Source organism: Streptomyces sp. NBC_01433, assembly GCF_026340105.1.
Classification (GTDB): Bacteria; Actinomycetota; Actinomycetes; order Streptomycetales; family Streptomycetaceae; genus Streptomyces.
Map to the genome: position 1 here is coordinate 571637 of NZ_JAPEPM010000003.1, position 20041 is coordinate 591677.

The window sequence follows — 20041 nt, forward strand, 5'->3', positions numbered from 1 at the left end:
ACGCGGCATGCGAAGAGTTGCCGCCGCGTCGCTGTCCCTCTCCACTGCCCGCGCCGGACGGCGCCGGGGCCTCGCACCTGACGCTGCCGGTCAGCATCGAGCCGTCCGGGCTCCCGCTGGTGCTGTTCGTCCACGGCGGTCCCTGGACCTGGGGCAGCTGGGGCGACAAAACGGCCGCGCAGATCCTTGCCAACCGCGGCGGCGCGGTGCTGCAGGTCGACGTCCGTGGCTCCACCGGCTAGGGCAAGGCGTTCATCAGGGTCAGGATGGGGGAGTTCGTCGGCAAGAAGCACGACGACCTCATCGACGGCCTGCCGTGGGCGGCGACCAGGAGTACGCCGACCGGGCCGCGTGGAGCAACACCGAGTTCGGCTCCAGCGGCGCGATCTCTCCCGCTCAAAATTGTGTTCCATGAGTTCCATGAGTAGGCCCCCGAGCAATGCTCAAGACCTGTGGATTGACCTCGGGGTGGCACGCAAAGGGCGTACCTTCCCGAGTGATCGATTGAAGGTCACCGAGTGGGCCGACGTTGCGAACGTCGGTCGAGAAGGCGCGCCTGTGCGCAGCGTAGTCAACGCCGATGGCATCACCCTGAAGAGGTTCCTTGATTTACGAGATCTTCCGTGGAGGTGCACGGTGCATGCCGGCCGCCGCGCTGGAGGCCGAAGTCAACACCTATGTAGCTGAGTTGGCAGGCCGACGGGATGAGGCCGGCGCTGGTACTGGAGCCTCCTCAATCGTCGCGGCCCTGTTCGGCGAGGGCATTCACACCCGCGTGGATCAGCTTCGACCTGACGCTCGTCGTGAGCATCGCCGTGGCGTACTCCTTGATGGCCCGGTACGGACTGCGCCACCCCGACGACTGCACCTCCTTGACGATCTCCTGCGTGCTGTCGAAATGGCCCCGTGCCACTGATGACCCAGCAGTCAATGAGCGGCAGCGCCGACTCCAGGCACATGCGGATCACCGCCGACTCTTTTGGCGACGCCCCGACAGGTGCTTCTCAAGCGCCTGGTGCAGCCCCACCGCCTGGTCGTCGTCGACTGGAACCGGTTCTTCCCCGCCGTCACCGTCCGGCCTCCGGTGGGGGAACCGGGCGTTCCCGTCCCTCCGGCACCGGAGGTCAGACAGAATGAAGATGTCCGGTGGGGAAGCCGACAGGCCGGTGCCACCGCCCGAGGCGGAAATATGGGGGCACGGTTGACTGTGTGGGACGCCGACGGCTCCGGCGAGCGGAAGGATCCTCAACACCCGGGACGGCCACGGCCCGGGACACCTGCCAGAACGCGGGCCGTGGCACGAACACCACGGGCAGGGACACGGGCCCGGGCCGCCGTACTACCGCAGCCGGGCGGCGGCCAGGCCAGTGACGGAGCGGCTGTCGGAGGGACGGGTGCGTAGGAACCACTCAGGCCCTCCCCCCGAGCGACGCCGACGGTTACTGCTCATGGCGGCGGCGGTGCTGGGCATGTGGCTGCCGATCTACTTCGGCCCCCTCAGTGAGTGGATGAAGGAGAACCCGCCGCCCTTCATCGCCTGGATGGAACAGCACACCACCTTCGCGGTCGTCCTCTTCATGGCAGCCACAGCCCTCGCCGTACTGGGCTCCATGGCCAGACCACCGAACGAGCCACAGCCGGTGGCCGACCTCGCCGAGACACTGGCCACCGCGGTGGCCGAGCAGTGGCGCAGGGAGGAGACGGCCCTCCAGTTGCAGGCGCCATGGCCGATACCGCTGCGGTGGAAGAACACTGCGCGGCCGGTGGCAGACCATTGGGAGGCGATCAACGACGCCCAGAACCTGGGCGAACCGGTGGATCTGTCCGGACGGCTGGACGGGGATGGCCGGGCGGACGACGACGGCATCGTCGGAGCGTTCCACCGGGTGGCGTCACGGCGGCTCGTGATCCTCGGTGCGCCGGGCGCGGGCAAGACGGTCCTCGCCCTGAATCTGGTGCTGCATCTGCTCGACCGGCGCCAGGAGGGGGAGCGGGTGCCCGTTCTCCTCTCCATGGGCTCCTGGGATCCCGACCAGGAGACTCTGCGCTCCTGGATGGCCCGTCGGCTTGCGGAGGACGACCCGGCGCTGCGCACCAGGTCTAGGTCAGGAGTAACTCTCGGCCAGGAGCTGATTGCCTCCGGACGGGTGCTGCCGGTGCTGGACGGGCTGGACGAGATGCCCCCGAAGGCGCGGTCGGGAGCGCTGGTGGCCCTGAGCCGGCAACTGGGACGGGGCGAACCGCTGGTGCTGACCTGCCGGGCCGAGGAGTACGAGCTGACGGTGGAGAGTTCGGTGCTCACCGCCGCCGCAGTGGTCGAGCTGTGCCCGTTGGCCCCGGCCGACCTGCAGACCTATCTGCGGGTGAGCACGGCCCCCGCCCGGACCGGCTGCTGGGATCCCCTGTTCGCCGAGGTGGAAAGCGCCCCCGGCGGGCCGGTGGCCCAGGCACTGTCCACTCCCTTGATGGCCTGGCTTGCCCGTACCGCCTACATGGACACCTCGCCGGCCGAGCCGGCGGAACTGCTCGCCGAAAAGGAAGGGGTCCGCCGGTTCGCCACCCGGGCGGCAGTGGAGGAGCACCTCGTGGAACGCCTCGTCCCGGCCGTGTACTCCCGAGACCTTCCCGGGGAGGACACCCTGAGGTGGAGCGGCGAGGAGGCCCACCGCTGGCTGAGCTTCCTCGCCCGGCATCTCGGCAGGTTCCGTACGCCCGATCTGGCCTGGTGGCAGCTCGGCACCACCGTGCCCCTGGCGGCGCGCATGGTGCTGGTCGGCATCGCCACCGGAGTGGTGTACGGACTCCTGTCCTGCCTGGTGCACGGGCTGGGCGGGTTCGGGCTCATGGACATCTTGGTGAGCGGGCTGCTCAACGGGTCCATGACCGGGCTGTCCTTCGGACTCGCGCACGGGATTGCGGCCAAGTTCATCGACGGGGCCTTCCAGCCGTCACGCGTACGGCTGAGCCTTCGCGGCCGGCAGACCGGGCGGGCTCGCCCGAGGGTCCTGCCCCGGTTCATGGCAGGGCTCGCGGTAGGGCCGATTGCCCAGGTCACCGGCAATCTGCTCGCCGGAGTGGTGAACGTGGCGGCCTACCAGGAGCCGTTCTGGCTGCTGGCAAGGGTGCTGAACGCGGGGTTTTGGGGTTTGCCAATCGGGGTCGGGGCCGCGCTCGTCCTCGGCTCCACGGCCTGGTTCGAGGAGCCCATCGACACGCAGGAGGCCACCAGTCCCACCGCTCTGCTGAACACCAACCGCGCGACGGTGCTCCGCCAGGCGCTGGTACTCGGAGTGGTGTTCGGGCTTCTCATCCTGCTCGGGAGCTGGGTCATGGCGGGTCTGCTGCCCCGGCACATGTGGGGAACCACCGTAGTGTGGACCCCCGCCGTGGGGCTGCGATCCGGGATTCTGTCCGGGCTCGGGAGCGCGCTCGTGGCCGCGCTCGCGCTGACCGCCTGGGGCCGCTGGGTAATCCTGGCGCGTGGCTGGCTGCCGCTGACCGGACGACTGCCATGGGCCGTGAGCGCCTTCCTGGAGGACGCCCACCGACGTGGCGTACTGCGCCGAAACGGAGCGTTCTACCAATTCCGCCACACCCGGCTCCAGCATCACCTGGCCCCCGTCCCACCACCGTTGCCGCCCCAACGGCACTCCCAGCCACGATTCCATCTCTCCGGCATGCTTCGCCGTCAGGAACACGGCCGAGTGGGAGAGCCCGACAGCGACGGTGAAATGTCTCGGTGACCCATCGCATCGCATCGACCGACAAGCATCCGCCATCAGCCATCGGCGGCTCAGCCTCCGAGGCCCTGGCGTCGTGCGACCCCGAGGTTTCTCCGGCCCGGCTCCGTGTGGCCGGACGGAGCCGGAACGGCTCAACACCGCATACCGCGAGACCGTTGCCACCGTGCTTGAACAAGCCGCCTCCATCGTCCGCCGGCGCGGCGCTGTCGACACCGTCCTGGCGGAGATCCGGCTCCTCCTGCCCCGCCCACCGTCCCCATCGCGCCATCGAGACCGTCCCCTCCGTCGGTGAAGAGGACGGTGTGAGCAGAGCGGGCTCCGTCGTCACTCGTATACGGCCTGGTACCTGGCACCCCCACAGACGCGCAGTTGGTCCTCTCGCGAGATCACCAGCTTCCCGAATACGCCAGAGCACTGGAAGACCTGACGGGGGCGAGTGGTCACCCGGCCTGGCATCACTACGGCTTCTGACCTGCCGCCACCGTCACTGGTACGGAAGTGATTACCCTCCGGCACAATGCCCCATCTGCCCCTGAACGTCCACTTCTGCCCGACCCGCTGTCGGCCGGTTCGCCGGGAGGCGGCTACGAAGGGCAGGGCGTATTCACGCATCCCGAGCTCGTATGCGCGTACACCGTCCACGAGCGGCATGGCGGAGGCCGCAGCCGCGGCCAGGGTCCGCGTCAGCTCGGCGGCGTCACGGATCGCGGTGTTCGCGCCCGTCGCCAGCACGGGACTCATGGCCACGAACACGGCAGACGGGAGGATCACCCGACCTTGAGCTGCGGCACCGTCAGCGCGCGAGGGCCGAGGATCGCATCCGGGCCGCACGGGCCACCGGTCTGCGGAACCTGCCCCTGCCCGACACCGCGCGGAACCAGATCTGGCTGGAGATCGTCCAGCTCGCCCTCGACCTGCCGGCCCGGCTTCCGATGCTCGGCCTGACCGGCAAGCCCCGCCTCACGGGAGCCCCGCCGCTTGCGGCTGCGACTGCTCTCCGCTGCCGCCCAGGTTGTCACCACCGCCCGCCGCCGGCACCTTAGGTTCGGCCGTCAATGGCCCTGGGCCAACGTGATCACCAACGCGGTCCAGCGACTCGCGGCTCTCCCGAACCCCGGCTGACCAGCAGCGTTACCCGCCCCAACAAGCCTGATCACCCCGCCGGGCGAATCGTGGAACCCAGCGCCTACTCGACGCGACAGCCGGGCCCTCACCGCACCCGCAACCAGCCACGACACCGAAACGGCCCCGCCGGAAACCGACGGGCCGTCACGAAAGATCGAGGCCAGGGCGTATACCGAAGTGCGTGCGGCGGCCGGTGTGGCGTAGTAGTTCTGGAGAGCCGCAAGACACGTCTCTCGCTTGGAGTTGCCGATGGCTGTCCGTCGTGTCGTACCCAATGTTCAGTCGGAGACTGTGGAGGAGAGCCGGGAGTTCTACGGTCTGCTCGGCTTCGAGGAGGTCATGAATCACGGCTGGATCATGACGCTCGCTTCCTCGTCGAGTCCGGCGGCGCAGGTCAGCTTCATGGCCAGCGACAAGACCGCTCCGGTCACACCCGACATGAGCGTCGAGGTGGACGATGTGGACGCGGCCTATGCGGTCATGCGGGAGAGCGGTGCGGAGATCGTGCACCCCTTGCAGGACGAGGAGTGGGGAGTACGCCGGTTCTTTGTCCGTGACCCCAACGGCCGGGTGGTCAACGTGCTGGGCCACCGCTGACGATCTTCCCGGGGCTGTGGGTGAAGGTGCTGGTCACAGCCACTCGTTGATGGCCGCCACGAGAACGGTCGCTTCGTTGCGGCCGACGAGTCCTGGCTTGACTCCGTCGGGGATCTTGGAGATTCCCGGTGCGACAGCATGGTCAACGGGCATGCTCGGGTAGTTCCGCCGACCGACGAAGCTGTCGAGGTGCCCGTTGTCCCTTCGCCCCCGTTCCGGTGAGCAAGTTCCGCCTCGAGGAGGGTCGGGCTTGAAGCTGTTCAACGCGAAAGGCGGCGTGACTGAGGCTGCGCCGCGTCCCGCCGATGTCGAGGCAGATGTGCAGTGCCTCGTCGAGGCGCGGATGGAGATGCTGCTGGGCGTCCGTTTCCTGGCGAGCGAGGATGGCAGCGGGCCGGTCCACGGTGGTCGGATCGACTCGCTCGGTCTCGACGAGAACGGGTCGCCGGTCGTCGTCGAGTACAAGCGTGGCACGGATGCCGGTGTGATCAACCAGGGCTGTACTACCTGTCATGGTTGATGGACCACCGGGCTGAGGGCGAGCAACTGGTCCGCGACCGGCTCGGAGCAACGGCTGCGTCAGAAGTGCTGTGGAGCGGCCCGCGGCTGATCTGCATCGCCGAGGACTTCACACGCTATGACGTGCACGCGGTGCGTGAGCATCGGCACAGTATCGACCTGTTTCGCTACCGGTTCTTCGGCGACGAACTGTTTGGCCTTGAGACCGTGGCGTCTGTCAGCGGCGGGACATCGGCCGTCCGGCGGGCGAGCCGGAAGTTGTCCGGGCGGCCGGCAATCGGCGACCCGGGCGCGTCGGTGGTCGAGCTGGCGCACGCGGTCGACGAGGCGTTGCTGGGGCTCGGGGACGGTGTGAACCGCGTTCAGCGCAAGCACTAATGGGCCTATCGGCGTCTGCGGAACTTCGCCTGCGTCTGCAGGCCTCAGCGGAGCAAGGTCCTCGTCTACCTGAAGGTGAACCCGGCTCGTGTCGACCTCGTCCCCGAGTTCACCTGGACGTGACGGGGCTCAGACACCACGGGACGGGCGACCTGGAGGTGCAGCTTCGTACCCCGAGGGACGTGGAGCGTGCCCAGGAGTTGTTCCGCGCGAGCTACGCGGCAGTGTGAACGCCGACCGCGGCCACGCACGTTTCGGGTTTGGCCTGTGGCCGTCCGGACGGTGCCTTTCGGCGTGCGGTCAGGTCGTGGTGGTGGAACACCAATGATGCGCGGGATCGCCGGTTTGGCCAACCGGCGATCCCGCGCTATGTTGCCGCTCCTTCGGAGGCCCTTTGTCGCGCTCTCAGCCCTGGCGAGTGCCTGTGAGCGGTAGCGTCGATCGAGGTCGGCAAGATCCTTCTGCTGAGCTGGGACACCGGCGGCCTCTCCAGCAGCGCCGCGAGCAGAACGGCTGCCCGGCCCCGCTCCGTAGCCCCCAGGCCCTCGACTACCGCCGCGACCCCGCTCCACAGCGGTCCGCACACGGGGCCTGCTCCCCGCTCGTGGCATGGAGACGGTCGGCAAGTGACAGCGGCTCGGCCATGCGGCACACGGTCGCACGCGCATCGGCCCCGCCCGCCAGGAGGAGGAAACAACCTCCTCCCCCCCGTGGGGAAGAGGTGTCCACGTCGTTGACCGGCTTTGAAACCGCACACTTCTGATACCGCTCTCACCAAGCGCGCGGTCGGTGGGGGGCCGCGGCCTCCCGGAACTACTCATCCCTGCGAATGCGAAGCGTCAGCCTGCCGCAGCCGTGGGTGCCGCTTCGCGGAGCCAGGTGAGGGATGTGCGGGCAAGTTCGGGCCAGCCGTGGTCGACGGTCAGGGAGTGGCCCCGGTCATCGAGACACTGGTACTCGGTGACGGCGCTGGAATGCCGGTACTGCTTGAAGGTGGAGCGGGTCAGCACATCGGGGACGGTGTGGTCGAGCTTGCCGGACAGGAGGAGCAGCGGTCCCCGGGACTCGTTCCCGGTGTTGACCTTCGCCGCGGAGTTCGGGGTGAAGTTGCCGAGTGCCAGCTGGAACAGCGGGCGGGCGGGGCTGGGGATGGTCCACCGTTCGAACAGTTCGTTCGACTCTTCCTCGGGTACGGCGTTGGCGAAGGCGTACCGGAACTGTGCCTGGTTCAGGGAGACGGCGCGCTTGATGTTGCCGGGGTTGCGCAGGAATGCGAAGGTCGATTTCGCTTGGGCCGGCCCGATGGCTTTGACGCCCTTGATCTGGCCGGGGGAGATCGCGACGGCTGCCGCGCCCAGGCCCTGGCCGAGCAGGTGCTGGGCGATGAAGCCGCCGACGGAGTGTCCGACGAGCACGGGCGGGGTGTCGAGGGTCCGGATGATCTGGGCGTGTGCGTCGGAGATCTCCGCGAGCCCGACGCCGGCCTGGTCCGCGGGGCGGAGTCGGGCCTCGGTGACGGTCGCCGGGACGCCGGGCCACTCGGGCATGATCGGCTCGTACCCGGCGTCGCGGAACGCGTCCGCCCACCCCTGCCAGCTCGTCGAGTGGAGCCACAAGCCGTGGATGAACACCACGGGAGTGCGTTGCGTGGTCATGGCTGTCTCCTGGTAGGCGGCACTCTCCGGGCGACATGACCCTGGGGCCACGAAGCGCCAGGAGAACGGAGCGGCTGCCACTCCTACGGGGGAGAGCCGGTGGCCGCCCCGCTTTGCACGAACCATCCCATTCCATCGCATCTGGGGCGCGTCTGCACGTTCACGGGTCCACAACGGTGGCGGGGCAACAGCATGCGACCGCCACCCCTGTACACCGGGCCCTCGTCGTGCCGGTGTACAGCCGCCATCCGCTCGGACGGCTTGGCCGAGGCAGCACCCACGGCCCCTCATCTGAAGCCCTTTCCGTCCCTCCGCGCGTCACTGCCCGACCCCGCGCCGGGGGCCAGGAGGAGGGGTGGGCTGCGTCCGGGTTTCAGTCCCTGTTTGGCGTCGGCCCGGGAGGCTCCCGGGACGAGGCCGTCATGCCGCCCGCCCCGGGGGGTCCCGGCACCCGCACCCGTTCGTCGAACAGGCCGCCCCGCGCGATGCGGCACGACGCGGTTCTCTGCCCGCCGGGCGGGGCCTCCGGGCGCGATGGGAAAATCTGCCCGCAGCCCCGCCGCAAAGGCCGCCCGGGCGGAAATGCCCGGGGTACGCCCGGGTGTGCCGGTGGAGCCGGGGCTGCGGGGGCTGCGGGGGCTGCGGGCGGGCCGCTGCCGGTGGCTACGGCTTCGAGGTACCGCGGCGGTATTCGGCGTTGATCCGCTGGGCTTCTTCGAGCTGGTCCTCGAGGATGACGATGCGGCAGGCGGATTCGATCGGGGTGCCCTGGTCGACGAGTTCCCGGGCGCGGGCGGCGATGCGCAGCTGGTAGCGGGAGTAGCGGCGGTGGCCGCCCGCGGAGCGGAGTGGGGTGATGAGGCGGGCTTCGCCGATGGCGCGGAGGAAGCCCTGGGTGGTGCCGAGTATTTCGGCGGCCCGGCCCATGGTGTAGGCGGGGTAGTCGTCGTCGTCGAGACGGCCGAACGAGTCGTCTGCTGTCACTTGCACCTCTCATGGAACACGCTGGAGGGGCCCGGGTGCCATGTGGCACCCGGGCCCCGAAGGAACTGCTACACCATCTGCCGGCCCCGCAGTCGCGCCGGCCTTCTTGTTCCGCACCGGCTCACGGGGGATGAGAGCGTGTGCGGGGATCGCGGTTGCTTGACCGGAGACCACCTCACTGTCGATGTCCTGCGGTACCCGGGCTCAAGACGTCCGCCCGGGCGATCCTGATGGCGGTCAACTCCTCCGTTCTTCCCTCTGGGACCAATCACTTACCTACTGCTGGTACTGCTCTGTTGCGTACTGCTGGTGATGCTGTCCTGCGTACTGCTCGGTGGCCTGCGGTAGCGCCACTCTTCGGCAGCCAGCCCCGTCGCCCGTGATGCGTCTTCTCCGGCTTGGAACCCCACTGCCGAACCTCCCGGTGCGTACGCCCGCAGCCGACGCCTTCACCGAGGAACCCCTCACTTGCTTCACTGCTGGGTACCGCGAACCGCACTTGCGGGTAATGCGCTTGCTGAACTGCGGTACTGCTCACGGCGGCCCCTGACTACTGCGGGCCACCCGGTCCGGCCGTCAGTCCCGTCACCGTCCTGCAACCACCCTGGCTCCGGAACTCCACCACCGCACCGCCCTGCACACTGCCACTACGGGTACTGCTGCCCGGCAGTTCATCTCTGCCGGGCCCTGCTCGATCTCGGCTACGAGAGAAACCATAACCACAACACCACCCAATGTCTACTCCAGCCACCATAGATTTCAGTGTGTGCAGCGGTAAGGCAATCGACCTCGAACGAAGATGGAAGGCGGGAGCAAACCGGGTTAACGGGCCGCGGGCCGGGCACAAGCCCCGGACAGGCAGGACCGGACATCGACGATCCAGAGACCGGGGTGACCTGATGGACACGATGAGCATCAACGCCGAAACCGTCCGCTCCGCGACATCCGTCGCCGACGCACTGCCAGGGCGCACGGAGCATCCTCGAAGGACTCGCACGGCCGATCGCAGTCAAGGCTGCGGGCACCGCCCAGGCGACCGCTCTCCCGGCGGCATCCGAGAAGACTCAGCCGATGTCACTCGGGGCACCGGTACGAAAATCCTGCGCCCGGAGATGCGGTGGGGCGTAAGCACCATGACGTTCTGGCGCCCTTCCTCCGCCCATTGGTGAGGAGTACGCCGCGTCCCTGAGGCGTCCGGCGTCATCCGCGTCTGTCACGGCACGAACGGGTCCGACGACCATCACGCTCCAGCCCCTGCTGAAGGCGTCGTCGATGTGATCGGCCTCGAACGCGATCTCCGTTCCGGCGGCCCTGGCCAGCGGGGAGGGCTCCGCAGTGCTGAACATGACCTCGCCGTCCAGTACCTGATAGTTCAGCGGGAGCAGGACCGGCCCGTCTCCGCTTGCCAGCGCCACCCTCCCCACACCGTGGTCGCCCAGTAGTGCTCAGGACTCTGCTATGTCGAGTTCCACCATCCGGGCTTGCCGAGCCGCTCCGGCCAACCCGGCCGGAAAATCCACCGCCCCGCCGGCCAGTTTCTGGACCGTTGTCTCCAGCGCTTCGGCGAGCCGGAGCAGGAACCCGATGCCAGGCGTCGCCGACTGCTCCTCCACGTACTCGATGTAGCCGGGTGCGGCACCAGACCGCAGCGCCACTTCCTGCCTGTACAGGCCGAGCTGCAAGCGACGCGCTGCAACGCGCCGGCCGGTGTCGCCTCTCGCCGAACGCGGTGGTAAGGGCATCGTCGAGCTCCCTGTTCATCGGTGCACGCCATACACGACAACGCTGGCCAGAGCCGGCTCCGAGCGCAGTACAGAACGTCACGGATGATTACCCGCAGGTGCGACCGGCCGAGCATCCCGGCGAAACGGCTTCCACAGCAGCAGATCCGTCTCCCGCCACACCACGGGCGCGAGCTCCCACTCCCTCGCCGCCATCGCGTCGAACGCCTTGGTGCGCACCGTGCGGTCGCCGTCGGCGCGGGCCTTGGCGTACCCCGGCTTCCACCACGGCGTTCGCACCGACTTCCGCGGGCGTCTGGCCGTGGAGGGCCGGGCCGACAAGCTGCTCGACCTCGCGCTGGAGAAGATCCGGGCTGTCGGCCTGGTCCGGGAACGCGGTCGGCAGTGCGCCGACACCGCCCACCGCGGTCCGCGACCTCACCCGCCTGGAGCTGGTCACCGAGGCCCTGTGCGCCGCCCTCGAAGAGCTTGCCCGCCGGGCGTCGCACCAGTTGATCGGCCTGCTGACCGAGGGCTGGGGCAAGCGCTACGGCCGCGCCGCCCGACTCGGCGAGGACACGGATCAAGGAGACCGGCGAGGACGTCCACGTGCTGCTGCGCTACGTCCACCGCTGCCTGCCTGCCTGCCCTCCGCGACGGCGAGCAGGTCCAAGGTCTGCTTCAGATCTTCGTGCAGAACTACTGCACCGATCCCGGGACCGCCCGAAGTGGCGCGAAGCAGAAGACGGCGGCCTGCCGCCTCGGCCGTCGCCATCGTCTCGCCCTGCGACGTGAACGCCCGCTACGCCCGCCGGGGCGAGACCCGCTGGAGGACTTCCTCGCACACCAGAAGGGTGAGGAGCAGAGTCTGGCGTGCCGTGCAGTGTAGCGATCATCAGTCTGGCTTGGACGGGACGGCTACTTACCCAAATCTGAGGAGTTCGATGCGTTCTAGTCGCGTGCTCGTGGGGCTGTCGGTGGCCGTTGCCGCCAGTCTGGCAGGTGCCGGTTCCGCGAGCGCGAACGTCGTGTCGTCCGCCGGTCACATCGTGGTCAGGGTGGACGGACACGGAGATCCCGAAGCCCACCAGTCCGCGTTCTGGCTGTGGCCAGGAGCTTGACGAGACGCTCGGCTGGGGTTCCCAGCTGAGCGTCTAGCGTGGAAGGCTGTTGGTCATCAACGGTGTGGCCTACGAAAAATCCGCCGCCGGCTGCTACGCCCCCGGCAGGACCGGCGCCGAGATCGACAACCAGACTGCCGCAGACCTGGAAGTCTTCCTCGATGCGTCGTGCACCCGGAGCTCCGGATCGACCATCTACGCGTTCAGCTCGGGAGACGTAGAGGCCGGAGGCAGCATCAGGATCCCCTGAGGCCATATAGCCCACCTCACCCGACGGGTGAGCCGACGGGCCGCGGCGCCCCACCCGGCCGTGCTGCCGGGACAGGTCCCGGCAGCACGGCCGTCGCCGCTGTAGCCAACACGGTGACGTACAGCGCCGGACGGTCGTACGCGGCCGGGCGGCAGCGGGGGCATAGCATGATGCGGGCCGGTCGCCGCGCCCTGACGGGCCGTCCCGTGTGTGCCGCCCCGTCAGGGCGGCGGGAAGGTTCTAGAAGTTCTGCTGCTTGATGAGGTCTTCCAGGCTGCCCGTGGGCATCTCCCCTCCAGGGCTGGCCTTGTCCGCACCGGTCGGTAGCGGCTGGGCAAGCAGCTTGGCGGACTCCTCCGGGGAGACGCCTGCATATTCGGTCACCTTCTACAACGCCTCATCGGGCTGCGCCTCGACGATCGAAGCGCGCGCAGGATCATCTTCATCGGCAGCGGAGGCGGCACCCGCGCTCGGGGGGATGGCGGCCGCCGCGCCGAACAGCACGGTCGCAGGCCGGAGACGGAAAGTCATAGGGGCTCCTGATTGTCGAGACTGGGACAACAGGTCCGCCCTCTCAACGCTCCGGCCCCGGGGCGGATGCGGTCCGCCGCACCGCTTCACCCCGACCCTGGCGTGGTAGCGGTCGGGGTGTTCGATGGCAAGCTGGGCTGCGCAGTGGGCGCCCGCAGAGATCCCGGCGACACTCCAGCCGTTGGCGCCGGCCTCGGCCCTGAAGTTGTGGCGGACCATCTTGCGTACGTTCACGCTGAGCCAGGACTGATGGTGCACGCAGTTCCCAGTCCTGGCCGGGGCTCAGGCGGTGCAGCCCGGTACCGAAGGGACGCTGCCCACACAGTTGTTGGGGGTGTTGCCACTGATGGGGGAGGTAGTGAGAGTGATGGTGCCGTTCTGGCGGTAGACGCCTCCGGCTGTTTGGGCGTGGTTGGCGGAGACCGGGGTGCTGGTCAGAGTGGTCGCCGTGGAGTTGACGGCTGCGATGCCGCCGCCCGCGGCAGTGGAGGTGTTGTTCTTGACGGCGCTGCTGGTGGTGGTCAGCGAGCTGAGCGTTCCGTTGTAGATGCCTCCGCCCTGGTTCATGGCGGAGTTGCCGGAAACGGTGCTGTTAGTGAAGGTCGCCGACGCGCCTGTGGCAGGGGCCGTGATGTCCGCGTTCGCGAGGGCACCACCTCTGCCTTGGGCGCTGTTTCCGGTCAGGGCGCTGGCGGTGAGAGTGACGGCACCGTAGTTGAGGATGCCGCCGCCGTTCGTGGCGGCGTTGCCGTTGTTCAGGGTGGTGTTGCCTTTGAGCGTGAGGCTGCCTGTGGCGGCGACCTTGGCGATGCGGAAGGCCGCTGTGCCGGGGGCCGTTGAGCGGGTGATGGTGTCGGTGTCGCCGGTCAGGGTGATGGCGGTGGTGATGACCGGCAGGGCGTTCGGTCCGTCGCTGTCGCTGCTGTGGGACGTGGTGATGGTGTAGGTGCAATTGGCCGCGAGGACCACGTTGCCTCCGCCGGCGGTGTTGGCGGCGTTGATCGCGGAGACGAGCGCGGTCTCCGTGCACGCGACCGCTGCCTGGGCCGTGGCGGGTGCGAGCGCGGCTGTGGCCCCGGTGAGTACAAGGGCCACAGCGAGGGCCGGAACAGTGCGGCGTCGCATATCAGGATGCGGCGCATGCGGTGACGGCGGCTTCGGTGGCTGCTGCTGCCGTGGTGGTCGCCGCGACGGTCGCGTCGGCGGAAGTGACCGCCGCTGCCGTGGCGGCTGTGGCGGTGGCGGCAGCCTTCGCGAGGGCATCGGCAGGGTCTCCGGCGGCGATGGACTCCTCGACCGCCTTGGCCGCCGCCGCTGCGGTCGCCGCGTCGGATTTGGCGACGTCGGCGGCAGCTGCCGCGTTGGCTACGGCCGCCGCGGCAGCGGTGGTGGAGGCCGCGCAGGCCACGGGATCAGATAGGGCACGACCCGCCGGTCCGGAAGCCGTAACGGGAGTGCCGGTGTCAGCCTGTGCCACGCCACCGGCCACGAGGGCAGCGGCGGCGAGGGAGGCGGCAGCGATGTGGTGAAGCTTCATGGAGGAAACCCCTGTCGGGAGAGAAGGGTGGGCCCACTGGGATCCGGCAGGGAATTAACCGGTCCCCCGGAGCCACCGAGGCAGGAACCGAAACGGCTCTCACACGAAGAGGAACACCTGCTGCCGCCGGTGTCCGTTCGGCAACCGGCCGTACCCCGCCCCTCCTGGCACCCTGGAGCCACAGAGCCGACTGAGCTGAAACACCTGGTCAAGCACCCTGGCCTCGCTGCAGACGAGCCGTTCGGCCGCCCGCTCACCGGTCTACTCCCGTTCTCCTCGTACGAGTGTCACTGGAGTGCCAACAGCCAAGCGGAACCGATCATGTCCGCCACTGGACGGACAGCGGTGAGTTCTGCATCGTGCCCGCCCACAATGAGTGCCTGAACGCCGCAGGCCCGCTTATCAAGCAGCCATCGAGGTGCCAACGACGGGCTTCGGCGTACCAAGCAACCCGAAACCCCACCCGCCCCGGCACAGGCCGCCGCGGTCCCCTCGAACTTCGTCCATCCCCGTCTATCGAGGCGCGATCCTGCGCGACTGCTGTCTCAAGGGCGAAGCCAGCGAGGACAGCCTCAACTAGGGCCGTGATACGTGTGGTGAAGCAGCGGATATCGCGGAGGGGGCCGCCAGGAGCGGACCTCGTCCTGGCTGACGTCCGGGTAGATCTCGCTGTACGTGCCCTCCAGGTAGGCATGGCTGACCAGCGCGGGCGCCTCCGCGAAATGGATGCTGCGCCTCGCGCGACGCCCAACCTCGTAGGTTGGTCAGCCGCCACTGTTCCCGACCGTTCGCGCGATCGCCCAAATGCGTCTTGCGGGGGCGTGGGCCCTGTTGACTGGCCTGTGCCGTTCGGTCTGCATGGCTCGGTGGCAGACCAGGCAGGACCATCAGCGTTACGGGTCATCGCCCTGTTCGCCGTCCTGGCGGGAACACTCGGCCTCTGCGGCTGCGGCTGCGGCAGTGGTGACAGCGGCGACGCCGCCGCCCCGGGCGCTTCCTCGGCCACGTCGGGGAGTCCTCCGTCCTCCGCCGTGTCCACTCCCGCGGTGCCTCCGTCCCCCACGCCTTCCTGTGTCCGGGGTGACAAGGACTGGCTGGACAGTAATCTGCGTGGGCGCAGCGTGACCGGTTACCTGCCCATCGAGTTCGGTGGGCCGTCGAAGCTCTGTGCGCCCGTGACCGTCCACGTCGGCTATTTCGACGTCTCCTTCACCACCGTCATGGACGGGGCGAAGCCGAAGCAGGGCTACACGGTGAAGACGGTCGACCGGCAGCAGTACACCGTCGACGGCTCAGCGCTGGCCGAGGCGAACCCGCCCTCTGGCGGCGGCAGTTCTGCCTCCTCGTGCACCGGGCGTCTGATGGTCATGTCGCTCGGCAAGAAGGTGGGGCCCGGCGACATCAAGAGCATCAGCTGGTCGCAGTACGAGGGGAGCGGCGCTTTCGGGAACGTGGGAATCTCGTTCAAGGAGAACGCGGGCATCGTCCGATACGACCTGCAGACCCCGACCGATGCCTCCGCCTGCTGATCCGGCCGCCCCGTCGCACGGGGCACGAGAGGCACTGGGCGGCTGTCGGTGACCGGTCACTCCAGCGGCTCGCTGTGGAATCCCTGTTCGGCCTCGACCGCTGCCGGACTCCCGCCCCGGGTGATCGGGAAGGGCGTGCACTTTTCCTCCGATCCGCCCTTGCCCGTCCTCTTCTCCGGTTCACGCAGCCGTCCGGGGTTGCGGCGACGCTGCTCGGGAGCGGGTGGCAACAGCGGAGCCACCCGCTCCCACAGGTCGTTAGGAACAAGATCAGCAGGCACCCCGGGCACCAGATCACTGACCGAACCGCTGTGCGCTGAAGACCCTCGCTGTTGCTTGGTGGCGGTTACGCCTGCCCGTCGGTCAGACGGCGGCGGGGGCGGCGGCGGGGGCGCCGAGCATCGCGGAAGCCTGCTGGAACGGGCTGAGGGCCCGCCCAGGTGCGGCGGTGCGGAGAGTGCTGGGGCAGGCGGCCACGGTTCCGCTGACCGAGGCCGGGATCTAACGCGCAGACCACCTCGGCTCTGGCGGGCACCTAGGGCAACTACATAGGACAATAGGGGAGTTGCACTGTGCAGGTATCCCGGCAGGCCGTCGAACGCCCGATGATTCGCCTCCCGGTCCATGCTCGGGCGTCTACGGAATCCCCCGGCCTGCGGCCCGGGGAAGGGCTTGCCTCTCACAGACCAAGGAAGTCCGCATGACTACGTCCCCCTCCCGCCGAGGCGTGTCAGTCTCCGCTCTCGTCAGCACGTCCTCGTTCGGATGCCTGCGCAGCAACGGTTACAACTTCGCTGTCATGCGCGGTTACCAGAGCGTGGGAAGGGTCGACCCGAATCTGGCGGGCAGCGTCGCCAACGCCTCGGCCGCCGGAATGGAAGAAGTCGACGTCTACGCCTTTCCCTGCTACTCCTGCGGCAACGGTGCCGGGCAGGCCAGGACGCTCATCGACCACTCGGAGAGCAACGGGGTCAAATACGGCCGCCTCTGGCTCGCGGTTGAGGGACCAGGAACCTACTGGGGCTCGTCAGTCGACGCCAATACCGCCTTCATCGCCGACTACATTTCGACGATTCGAGAGAGGGACGTACCCTTCGGTATCACCACCACTTCCCTCGACTGGGACGCCATCGGCCGGTAAGTACACCGGTGGGAGCGAATACCCCCTCTGGTACAGCAACTACGGCGAAGAGGACTTCTCCGACTTCACCCCCTTCGGCGGGTGGACCACCCCCACCATCAAGACCTACCGGAGCAGCGCCAACCTGTGTGGCGCCGGAGTGGAGCTTCTGAGCCGTTGACCGGGTGAGACCGCAAGTGACTCGCCGGCGGCCAGGGCCGCGGCCGCCGGCGGAGCCGACGTGGCAGCGCCAATACCGGGCGCTCGTCGACCGCATCGACGCCGACGGCATCCGCTGGGTGCACCTGCCGCGGGTCAGCGGTGGCGGGGTAGTGCGGTGACGGCGCGGGCATCGTGAAGGGCGGCTTGCAGGAGGTCGTTGTCGATGCTCAGGCGTTGGATGGCGGCGACGGCAAGGTCGAGCTGGTGGGCGAGGTCGCGGTTGTCCCGTCGCAGTTGAGCGTTGTCGGTCTTGACCTTGGCGTGGGCGTCGGCTGCGGTCATATCGCCTGGTGCGCGGGGGATGGCGGAGAGCTCAGCACAGATGCCCGGGTAGTTGCGGCGGAAGGTGGTGTTGGCGAGGTCGGGTCGGGCGGCGAGTGCCGGCACGCTCGGGCGCCGACCGGTCTCGGCAGTCAGGATGTCGATGGCGGCGAGGACGTCGGTGCGGCTCGGCATGGGGCGGCGGTGGGCAGTCCCATTGGCGGTGGGGGGACGCGTGGATCGCGTCGCGTCGCCGCTCCAGGTCGGCCTGCGGAAGGGGCGGGATGGGGGGCGGGCGCGGAGTAGGAGGTCGAGGCGGTCGGCCTCGGCGGCAAGTGCGGTGGTGTTGGCGGCGGTGAGCGCGACGTTGCGGCACTCCAGCGGCTGGCAGTCGTGCGGGACGGGAACCGTGCGGCCTCCGCGGGCGGGGCGGGGTCGGCACAGTGCCTTGTCCGGGTTGAAGACGCAGGTGACGTAGGTGCCTGGGTAGACCTCGGAGTCGTGGCGGGCCAAGACGCGGCGAAGGCGGGCCGGGTCAGTGACGACGGAGCCGGTGAAGCCGCGTGCGCTGGTGGAAGTCGGTGAGGCGGGCGTTGGCCTCGGCGGCGCCCGGGCCGCGCAGGTCGTGCGGGTGGTCGGTGGTCGGGGCGAGGAGGTGCTCGCCGCGCTGCATGGCCTGTTCGGCTTGGACTTCGGCGCGGAAGCCGGAGTCACTGGTGCCGGCGTAGCCCTCGAGCATCTGGATGCCGAGGTGGCGGTACTGGACGGCTCCGGCGATGACGTCGCCGGGGCGGCGGGCGATGTACCAGGCCAGGGTCCGGCGGAACTGGCGGGCGGTCAGGTTCCAGGGTTTGCCGTTGACGTCGGGGATCGCGTTGGCGAGGCCGTGGTGGTGGCAGTAGGCGTTGATCCAGGTGATCACGAGGTTGATCAGCTCGTTGCTGGAGCGCAGTGTCATCGCGCCGGGCTTGAGCCGGGCGGCTGGAGGCGTTCGAGGACGGCGACGGCGAGGGCGGCCGGGGCGCCGATGATCCAGGTGGCGACGGTGCTGGCGGGGTCGTTTTCGCCCTTGAATGCGAGGCTGGTGATCGTCCAGCGGTAGGGGCGGCCGGAGCTGTCGAGCAGAGTATGGGTGCTGCCCGGGCGCAGGTGCTTGATTTCGCTGTCGCGCATCCCGGACAGGTAGGTGATCAGGATGTAGCAGGCGCCTTGGAGCAGGCGGGCCGGGAGGAGGGTGTCGAAGCGTGTCCGGGCACGGTGGGTTCGCCGGTGGCCAGATGCGACCAGGCGGGGGACAGATGGGGACGAGGTCTGCGGCGCCACCCGGGGGGTGCCGGCATGAACCGTCTGATGGCGTTCGTGTATGGGCTCACCGCCGCTCCGCACGCGCGGCGCACTGTTGCCGGGAGGACGGGGTTATCGGCCCTCGGCGGCTGGCCCAGCCTCGTCCGCTTCGCTGTGCTGGCGGTCGTCGCGATGCCCGTCACCGCGTTCCTTACGCTGCACGTGATCACGCGGGACATCTGGCCCGTGCGGAAACTGCCCATCCTCGCCATGATGGGATTCGTACTGTGGGGCCTCTCCGGGTTCGACAAGGTGATCCGGGACTTGGTCCTCTCCCGGCTCCCGCTGGAGGACATCGAGACCTTCGCCCGCACCTACTTCACGCAGGCCGTAGTGACGAGTGCCTGGTTGGGTACGCCCAGCAGGTCAAGGCCACACGGAAGAACAGCGGGCCAAGGACGAGGCGAAGCGTAAGACAGCGAGGCCGCGCCTCCTCGACGGTGCGCAGCTCGCCACGGCTCCGGCGACAAAGTCGGTGAGTGGCAGGCCCAGGACCGGCCAGATGCCTTCTCCGGCGTCGATCGCCGACCTTCCTCGGGGCATCCCCCGGCAGCCGCCTGCCAAGAACCCCTGACCCCAATACGAATCTGTGATTGACCTTCGGGGCCAGCAGCCTAAATGACAGGATGAGTTGGGTCGAAAAGCGGGGGTTCGTGCGGGGGTGACAGGCGGCGGATTCAGACGGCGGTCCTGGGCGGTGACGACTCGGAGGAGCCGTTGATGCTGCCGCTGGAGACGATCGAGCTGGACGCCTTCCGCTGCCAGCACGAGCACGACACGTTCTGGTGCGGGTCGCTCCTCGGTGGCTGCGGTGGCCGGCTGACGGCGAAGCTCTACACCGATCGTGTCTGCCACCTCGCGCACTACCCGGGGCCGGACGGGCTGCCGCAGATGTGCGGCAGCCGTGCCCGGGAGGTGAACAGTGCCGACCACTTGTTTGTGATGTCCGCGGCCACAGCCTGGCTCCATGCCCGCGATGACCGGGCCGACTCCGACTTTGCCCGGCCGGACGGTGCGTCGATCGGCTCGGTGGTCGATATCCGGTTCCAGCACGGCGGGCTGCGTGTACACCTGGACCAGGCGGCGGCGCCGGTCTGGGACGCGGAGGGCCACGAACCGGTGCTCGGGGTATCGGTGCCGGTGGACCAGGACACGCTGATTTGCCGCTGGTACGTCCACCGCATCCGTCTCGACAGCGAGGGCACCGCACGCCGGGTCCGGATCGGCACCGAGGCCTTCGCGCGCCCCACCGAGTGGTTCGCCCTGGACGAGTGCGCGATGACGGAGCGGGGCCTGTCGACCCCGGCAGGCCGCGTCAACCGAGGTTGCCGGACTGCGCCGGGCCCGTGCCGAGCGAGCAGGGGCAATCATCCCCTCGGTGTCACACGCTCGGCGGGCAGCTGA

The 20041-nt window shown here is 68.8% G+C and carries 21 protein-coding genes and 4 pseudogenes; 11 read left to right on the forward strand and 14 right to left on the reverse strand.

The window, feature by feature from the left end; translation table 11 throughout:
- The first annotated feature begins 17 nt into the window (after positions 1–17).
- Positions 18–242, forward strand: coding sequence for a S9 family peptidase (locus OG413_RS39335; RefSeq protein WP_266814164.1), 225 nt, complete (start codon positions 18–20; stop codon positions 240–242).
- A 316-nt stretch (positions 243–558) separates the two neighbouring features.
- A pseudogene (locus tag OG413_RS47045) lies at positions 559–715 on the forward strand (IS256 family transposase); the annotation flags it as partial.
- 18 nt (positions 716–733) lie between these two features.
- Here the strand turns inward: OG413_RS47045 and OG413_RS39340 are convergent.
- Positions 734–913 carry a hypothetical protein gene (locus OG413_RS39340; RefSeq protein WP_266814307.1) on the reverse strand — a complete coding sequence of 60 codons (180 nt, stop codon included), beginning with the start codon at positions 911–913 and terminating at the stop codon, positions 734–736.
- 535 nt (positions 914–1448) lie between these two features.
- Here OG413_RS39340 and OG413_RS39345 point away from each other — a divergent pair.
- The 4 genes and pseudogenes from OG413_RS39345 to OG413_RS39360 all read left to right on the forward strand — a co-directional run bounded on the left by OG413_RS39345 (position 1449) and on the right by OG413_RS39360 (position 6592).
- The gene (locus OG413_RS39345; RefSeq protein WP_266814166.1) at positions 1449–3743 is read left to right on the forward strand and encodes an NACHT domain-containing NTPase; all 2295 of its coding nucleotides are present in this window, start codon (positions 1449–1451) and stop codon (positions 3741–3743) included.
- Positions 3744–4516: 773 nt separating this feature from the next.
- Positions 4517–4865, forward strand: a pseudogene (locus OG413_RS39350) (transposase); the annotation flags it as partial.
- A gap of 252 nt (positions 4866–5117) precedes the next feature.
- Entirely contained in the window at positions 5118–5465 is a 348-nt protein-coding gene (locus OG413_RS39355; protein ID WP_266814168.1) for a VOC family protein, read from the forward strand.
- A gap of 349 nt (positions 5466–5814) precedes the next feature.
- Positions 5815–6592 (forward strand): annotated as a pseudogene (locus OG413_RS39360) (DUF5655 domain-containing protein).
- 609 nt (positions 6593–7201) lie between these two features.
- On the opposite strand, the gene OG413_RS39365 reads toward OG413_RS39360, so the two are convergent.
- The 5 genes from OG413_RS39365 to OG413_RS39380 form a co-directional block, all read right to left on the reverse strand.
- A complete protein-coding gene (locus OG413_RS39365) occupies positions 7202–8017 on the reverse strand; it encodes an alpha/beta hydrolase (protein ID WP_266814170.1) in 816 nt (271 codons plus the stop codon).
- A 663-nt stretch (positions 8018–8680) separates the two neighbouring features.
- Entirely contained in the window at positions 8681–9001 is a 321-nt protein-coding gene (locus OG413_RS39370; RefSeq protein ID WP_266814172.1) for a MerR family transcriptional regulator, read from the reverse strand.
- A gap of 1064 nt (positions 9002–10065) precedes the next feature.
- On the reverse strand, positions 10066–10425 hold the full coding sequence (locus OG413_RS47050; RefSeq protein ID WP_323138013.1) for a pyridoxamine 5'-phosphate oxidase family protein: 360 nt from the start codon (positions 10423–10425) through the stop codon (positions 10066–10068).
- A gap of 21 nt (positions 10426–10446) precedes the next feature.
- Positions 10447–10656: a hypothetical protein gene (locus tag OG413_RS47055; RefSeq protein ID WP_323138015.1), complete on the reverse strand. Its 210-nt coding sequence runs from the start codon at positions 10654–10656 to the stop codon at positions 10447–10449.
- A gap of 165 nt (positions 10657–10821) precedes the next feature.
- Complete coding sequence (locus OG413_RS39380; RefSeq protein ID WP_266814174.1) at positions 10822–11022, reverse strand: hypothetical protein; 201 nt, start codon at positions 11020–11022, stop codon at positions 10822–10824.
- Between the two features lie 870 nt (positions 11023–11892).
- On the opposite strand from OG413_RS39380, the gene OG413_RS39385 reads away from it, so the two are divergent.
- Positions 11893–12093: a hypothetical protein gene (locus OG413_RS39385; RefSeq protein WP_266814176.1), complete on the forward strand. Its 201-nt coding sequence runs from the start codon at positions 11893–11895 to the stop codon at positions 12091–12093.
- 240 nt (positions 12094–12333) lie between these two features.
- On the opposite strand, the gene OG413_RS39390 is transcribed toward OG413_RS39385, so the two are convergent.
- The 4 genes from OG413_RS39390 to OG413_RS39410 form a co-directional block, all read right to left on the reverse strand.
- Entirely contained in the window at positions 12334–12477 is a 144-nt protein-coding gene (locus tag OG413_RS39390) for a hypothetical protein (protein ID WP_266814178.1), read from the reverse strand.
- A gap of 3 nt (positions 12478–12480) precedes the next feature.
- On the reverse strand, positions 12481–12624 hold the full coding sequence (locus OG413_RS39395) for a hypothetical protein (RefSeq protein ID WP_266814309.1): 144 nt from the start codon (positions 12622–12624) through the stop codon (positions 12481–12483).
- Positions 12625–12906: 282 nt separating this feature from the next.
- Complete coding sequence (locus OG413_RS39405; RefSeq protein WP_266814180.1) at positions 12907–13719, reverse strand: right-handed parallel beta-helix repeat-containing protein; 813 nt, start codon at positions 13717–13719, stop codon at positions 12907–12909.
- Between the two features lie 31 nt (positions 13720–13750).
- Positions 13751–14161 (reverse strand): hypothetical protein, encoded by a 411-nt coding sequence (locus tag OG413_RS39410; RefSeq protein ID WP_266814182.1) that lies wholly within the window; start codon positions 14159–14161, stop codon positions 13751–13753.
- Positions 14162–15027: 866 nt separating this feature from the next.
- Between OG413_RS39410 and OG413_RS39415 the strand changes: the two genes are divergently transcribed.
- Entirely contained in the window at positions 15028–15690 is a 663-nt protein-coding gene (locus tag OG413_RS39415; protein ID WP_266814184.1) for a hypothetical protein, read from the forward strand.
- Between the two features lie 173 nt (positions 15691–15863).
- Here OG413_RS39415 and OG413_RS39420 read toward each other — a convergent pair.
- Positions 15864–15983: pseudogene (locus OG413_RS39420) on the reverse strand (IS5/IS1182 family transposase); the annotation flags it as partial.
- Positions 15984–16390: 407 nt separating this feature from the next.
- Here OG413_RS39420 and OG413_RS39425 point away from each other — a divergent pair.
- Entirely contained in the window at positions 16391–16831 is a 441-nt protein-coding gene (locus OG413_RS39425; protein ID WP_266814186.1) for a hypothetical protein, read from the forward strand.
- A 294-nt stretch (positions 16832–17125) separates the two neighbouring features.
- Here OG413_RS39425 and OG413_RS39430 read toward each other — a convergent pair whose 3' ends face one another.
- The 3 genes from OG413_RS39430 to OG413_RS39440 are packed head-to-tail and all read right to left on the reverse strand — an operon-like array spanning position 17126 to position 18466.
- The gene (locus OG413_RS39430) at positions 17126–17806 is read right to left on the reverse strand and encodes a hypothetical protein (protein ID WP_266814188.1); all 681 of its coding nucleotides are present in this window, start codon (positions 17804–17806) and stop codon (positions 17126–17128) included.
- A gap of 22 nt (positions 17807–17828) precedes the next feature.
- Positions 17829–18251: a hypothetical protein gene (locus OG413_RS39435; protein ID WP_266814189.1), complete on the reverse strand. Its 423-nt coding sequence runs from the start codon at positions 18249–18251 to the stop codon at positions 17829–17831.
- On the reverse strand, positions 18248–18466 hold the full coding sequence (locus OG413_RS39440) for a hypothetical protein (protein WP_266814191.1): 219 nt from the start codon (positions 18464–18466) through the stop codon (positions 18248–18250). The genes OG413_RS39435 and OG413_RS39440 overlap by 4 nt, the downstream gene beginning before the upstream one ends.
- Positions 18467–18631: 165 nt before the next feature.
- On the opposite strand from OG413_RS39440, the gene OG413_RS39445 reads away from it, so the two are divergent.
- On the forward strand, positions 18632–19051 hold the full coding sequence (locus tag OG413_RS39445) for a hypothetical protein (protein ID WP_266814193.1): 420 nt from the start codon (positions 18632–18634) through the stop codon (positions 19049–19051).
- 306 nt (positions 19052–19357) lie between these two features.
- The gene (locus tag OG413_RS39450; RefSeq protein WP_266814195.1) at positions 19358–20041 is read left to right on the forward strand and encodes a hypothetical protein; all 684 of its coding nucleotides are present in this window, start codon (positions 19358–19360) and stop codon (positions 20039–20041) included.

Coding starts and splice junctions, on each gene's coding strand:
- OG413_RS39345 (WP_266814166.1), top strand. CDS start 1,449: ATGGCGGCGGCGGTGCTGGGCATGTGGCTGCCGATCTACTTCGGCCCC.
- OG413_RS39355 (WP_266814168.1), top strand. CDS start 5,118: ATGGCTGTCCGTCGTGTCGTACCCAATGTTCAGTCGGAGACTGTGGAG.
- OG413_RS39365 (WP_266814170.1), bottom strand. CDS start 8,017: ATGACCACGCAACGCACTCCCGTGGTGTTCATCCACGGCTTGTGGCTC.
- OG413_RS39395 (WP_266814309.1), bottom strand. CDS start 12,624: ATGACTTTCCGTCTCCGGCCTGCGACCGTGCTGTTCGGCGCGGCGGCC.
- OG413_RS39410 (WP_266814182.1), bottom strand. CDS start 14,161: ATGAAGCTTCACCACATCGCTGCCGCCTCCCTCGCCGCCGCTGCCCTC.
- OG413_RS39425 (WP_266814186.1), top strand. CDS start 16,391: ATGACTACGTCCCCCTCCCGCCGAGGCGTGTCAGTCTCCGCTCTCGTC.
- OG413_RS39435 (WP_266814189.1), bottom strand. CDS start 18,251: ATGACACTGCGCTCCAGCAACGAGCTGATCAACCTCGTGATCACCTGG.
- OG413_RS39440 (WP_266814191.1), bottom strand. CDS start 18,466: ATGCGCGACAGCGAAATCAAGCACCTGCGCCCGGGCAGCACCCATACT.
- OG413_RS39445 (WP_266814193.1), top strand. CDS start 18,632: ATGAACCGTCTGATGGCGTTCGTGTATGGGCTCACCGCCGCTCCGCAC.
- OG413_RS39450 (WP_266814195.1), top strand. CDS start 19,358: ATGCTGCCGCTGGAGACGATCGAGCTGGACGCCTTCCGCTGCCAGCAC.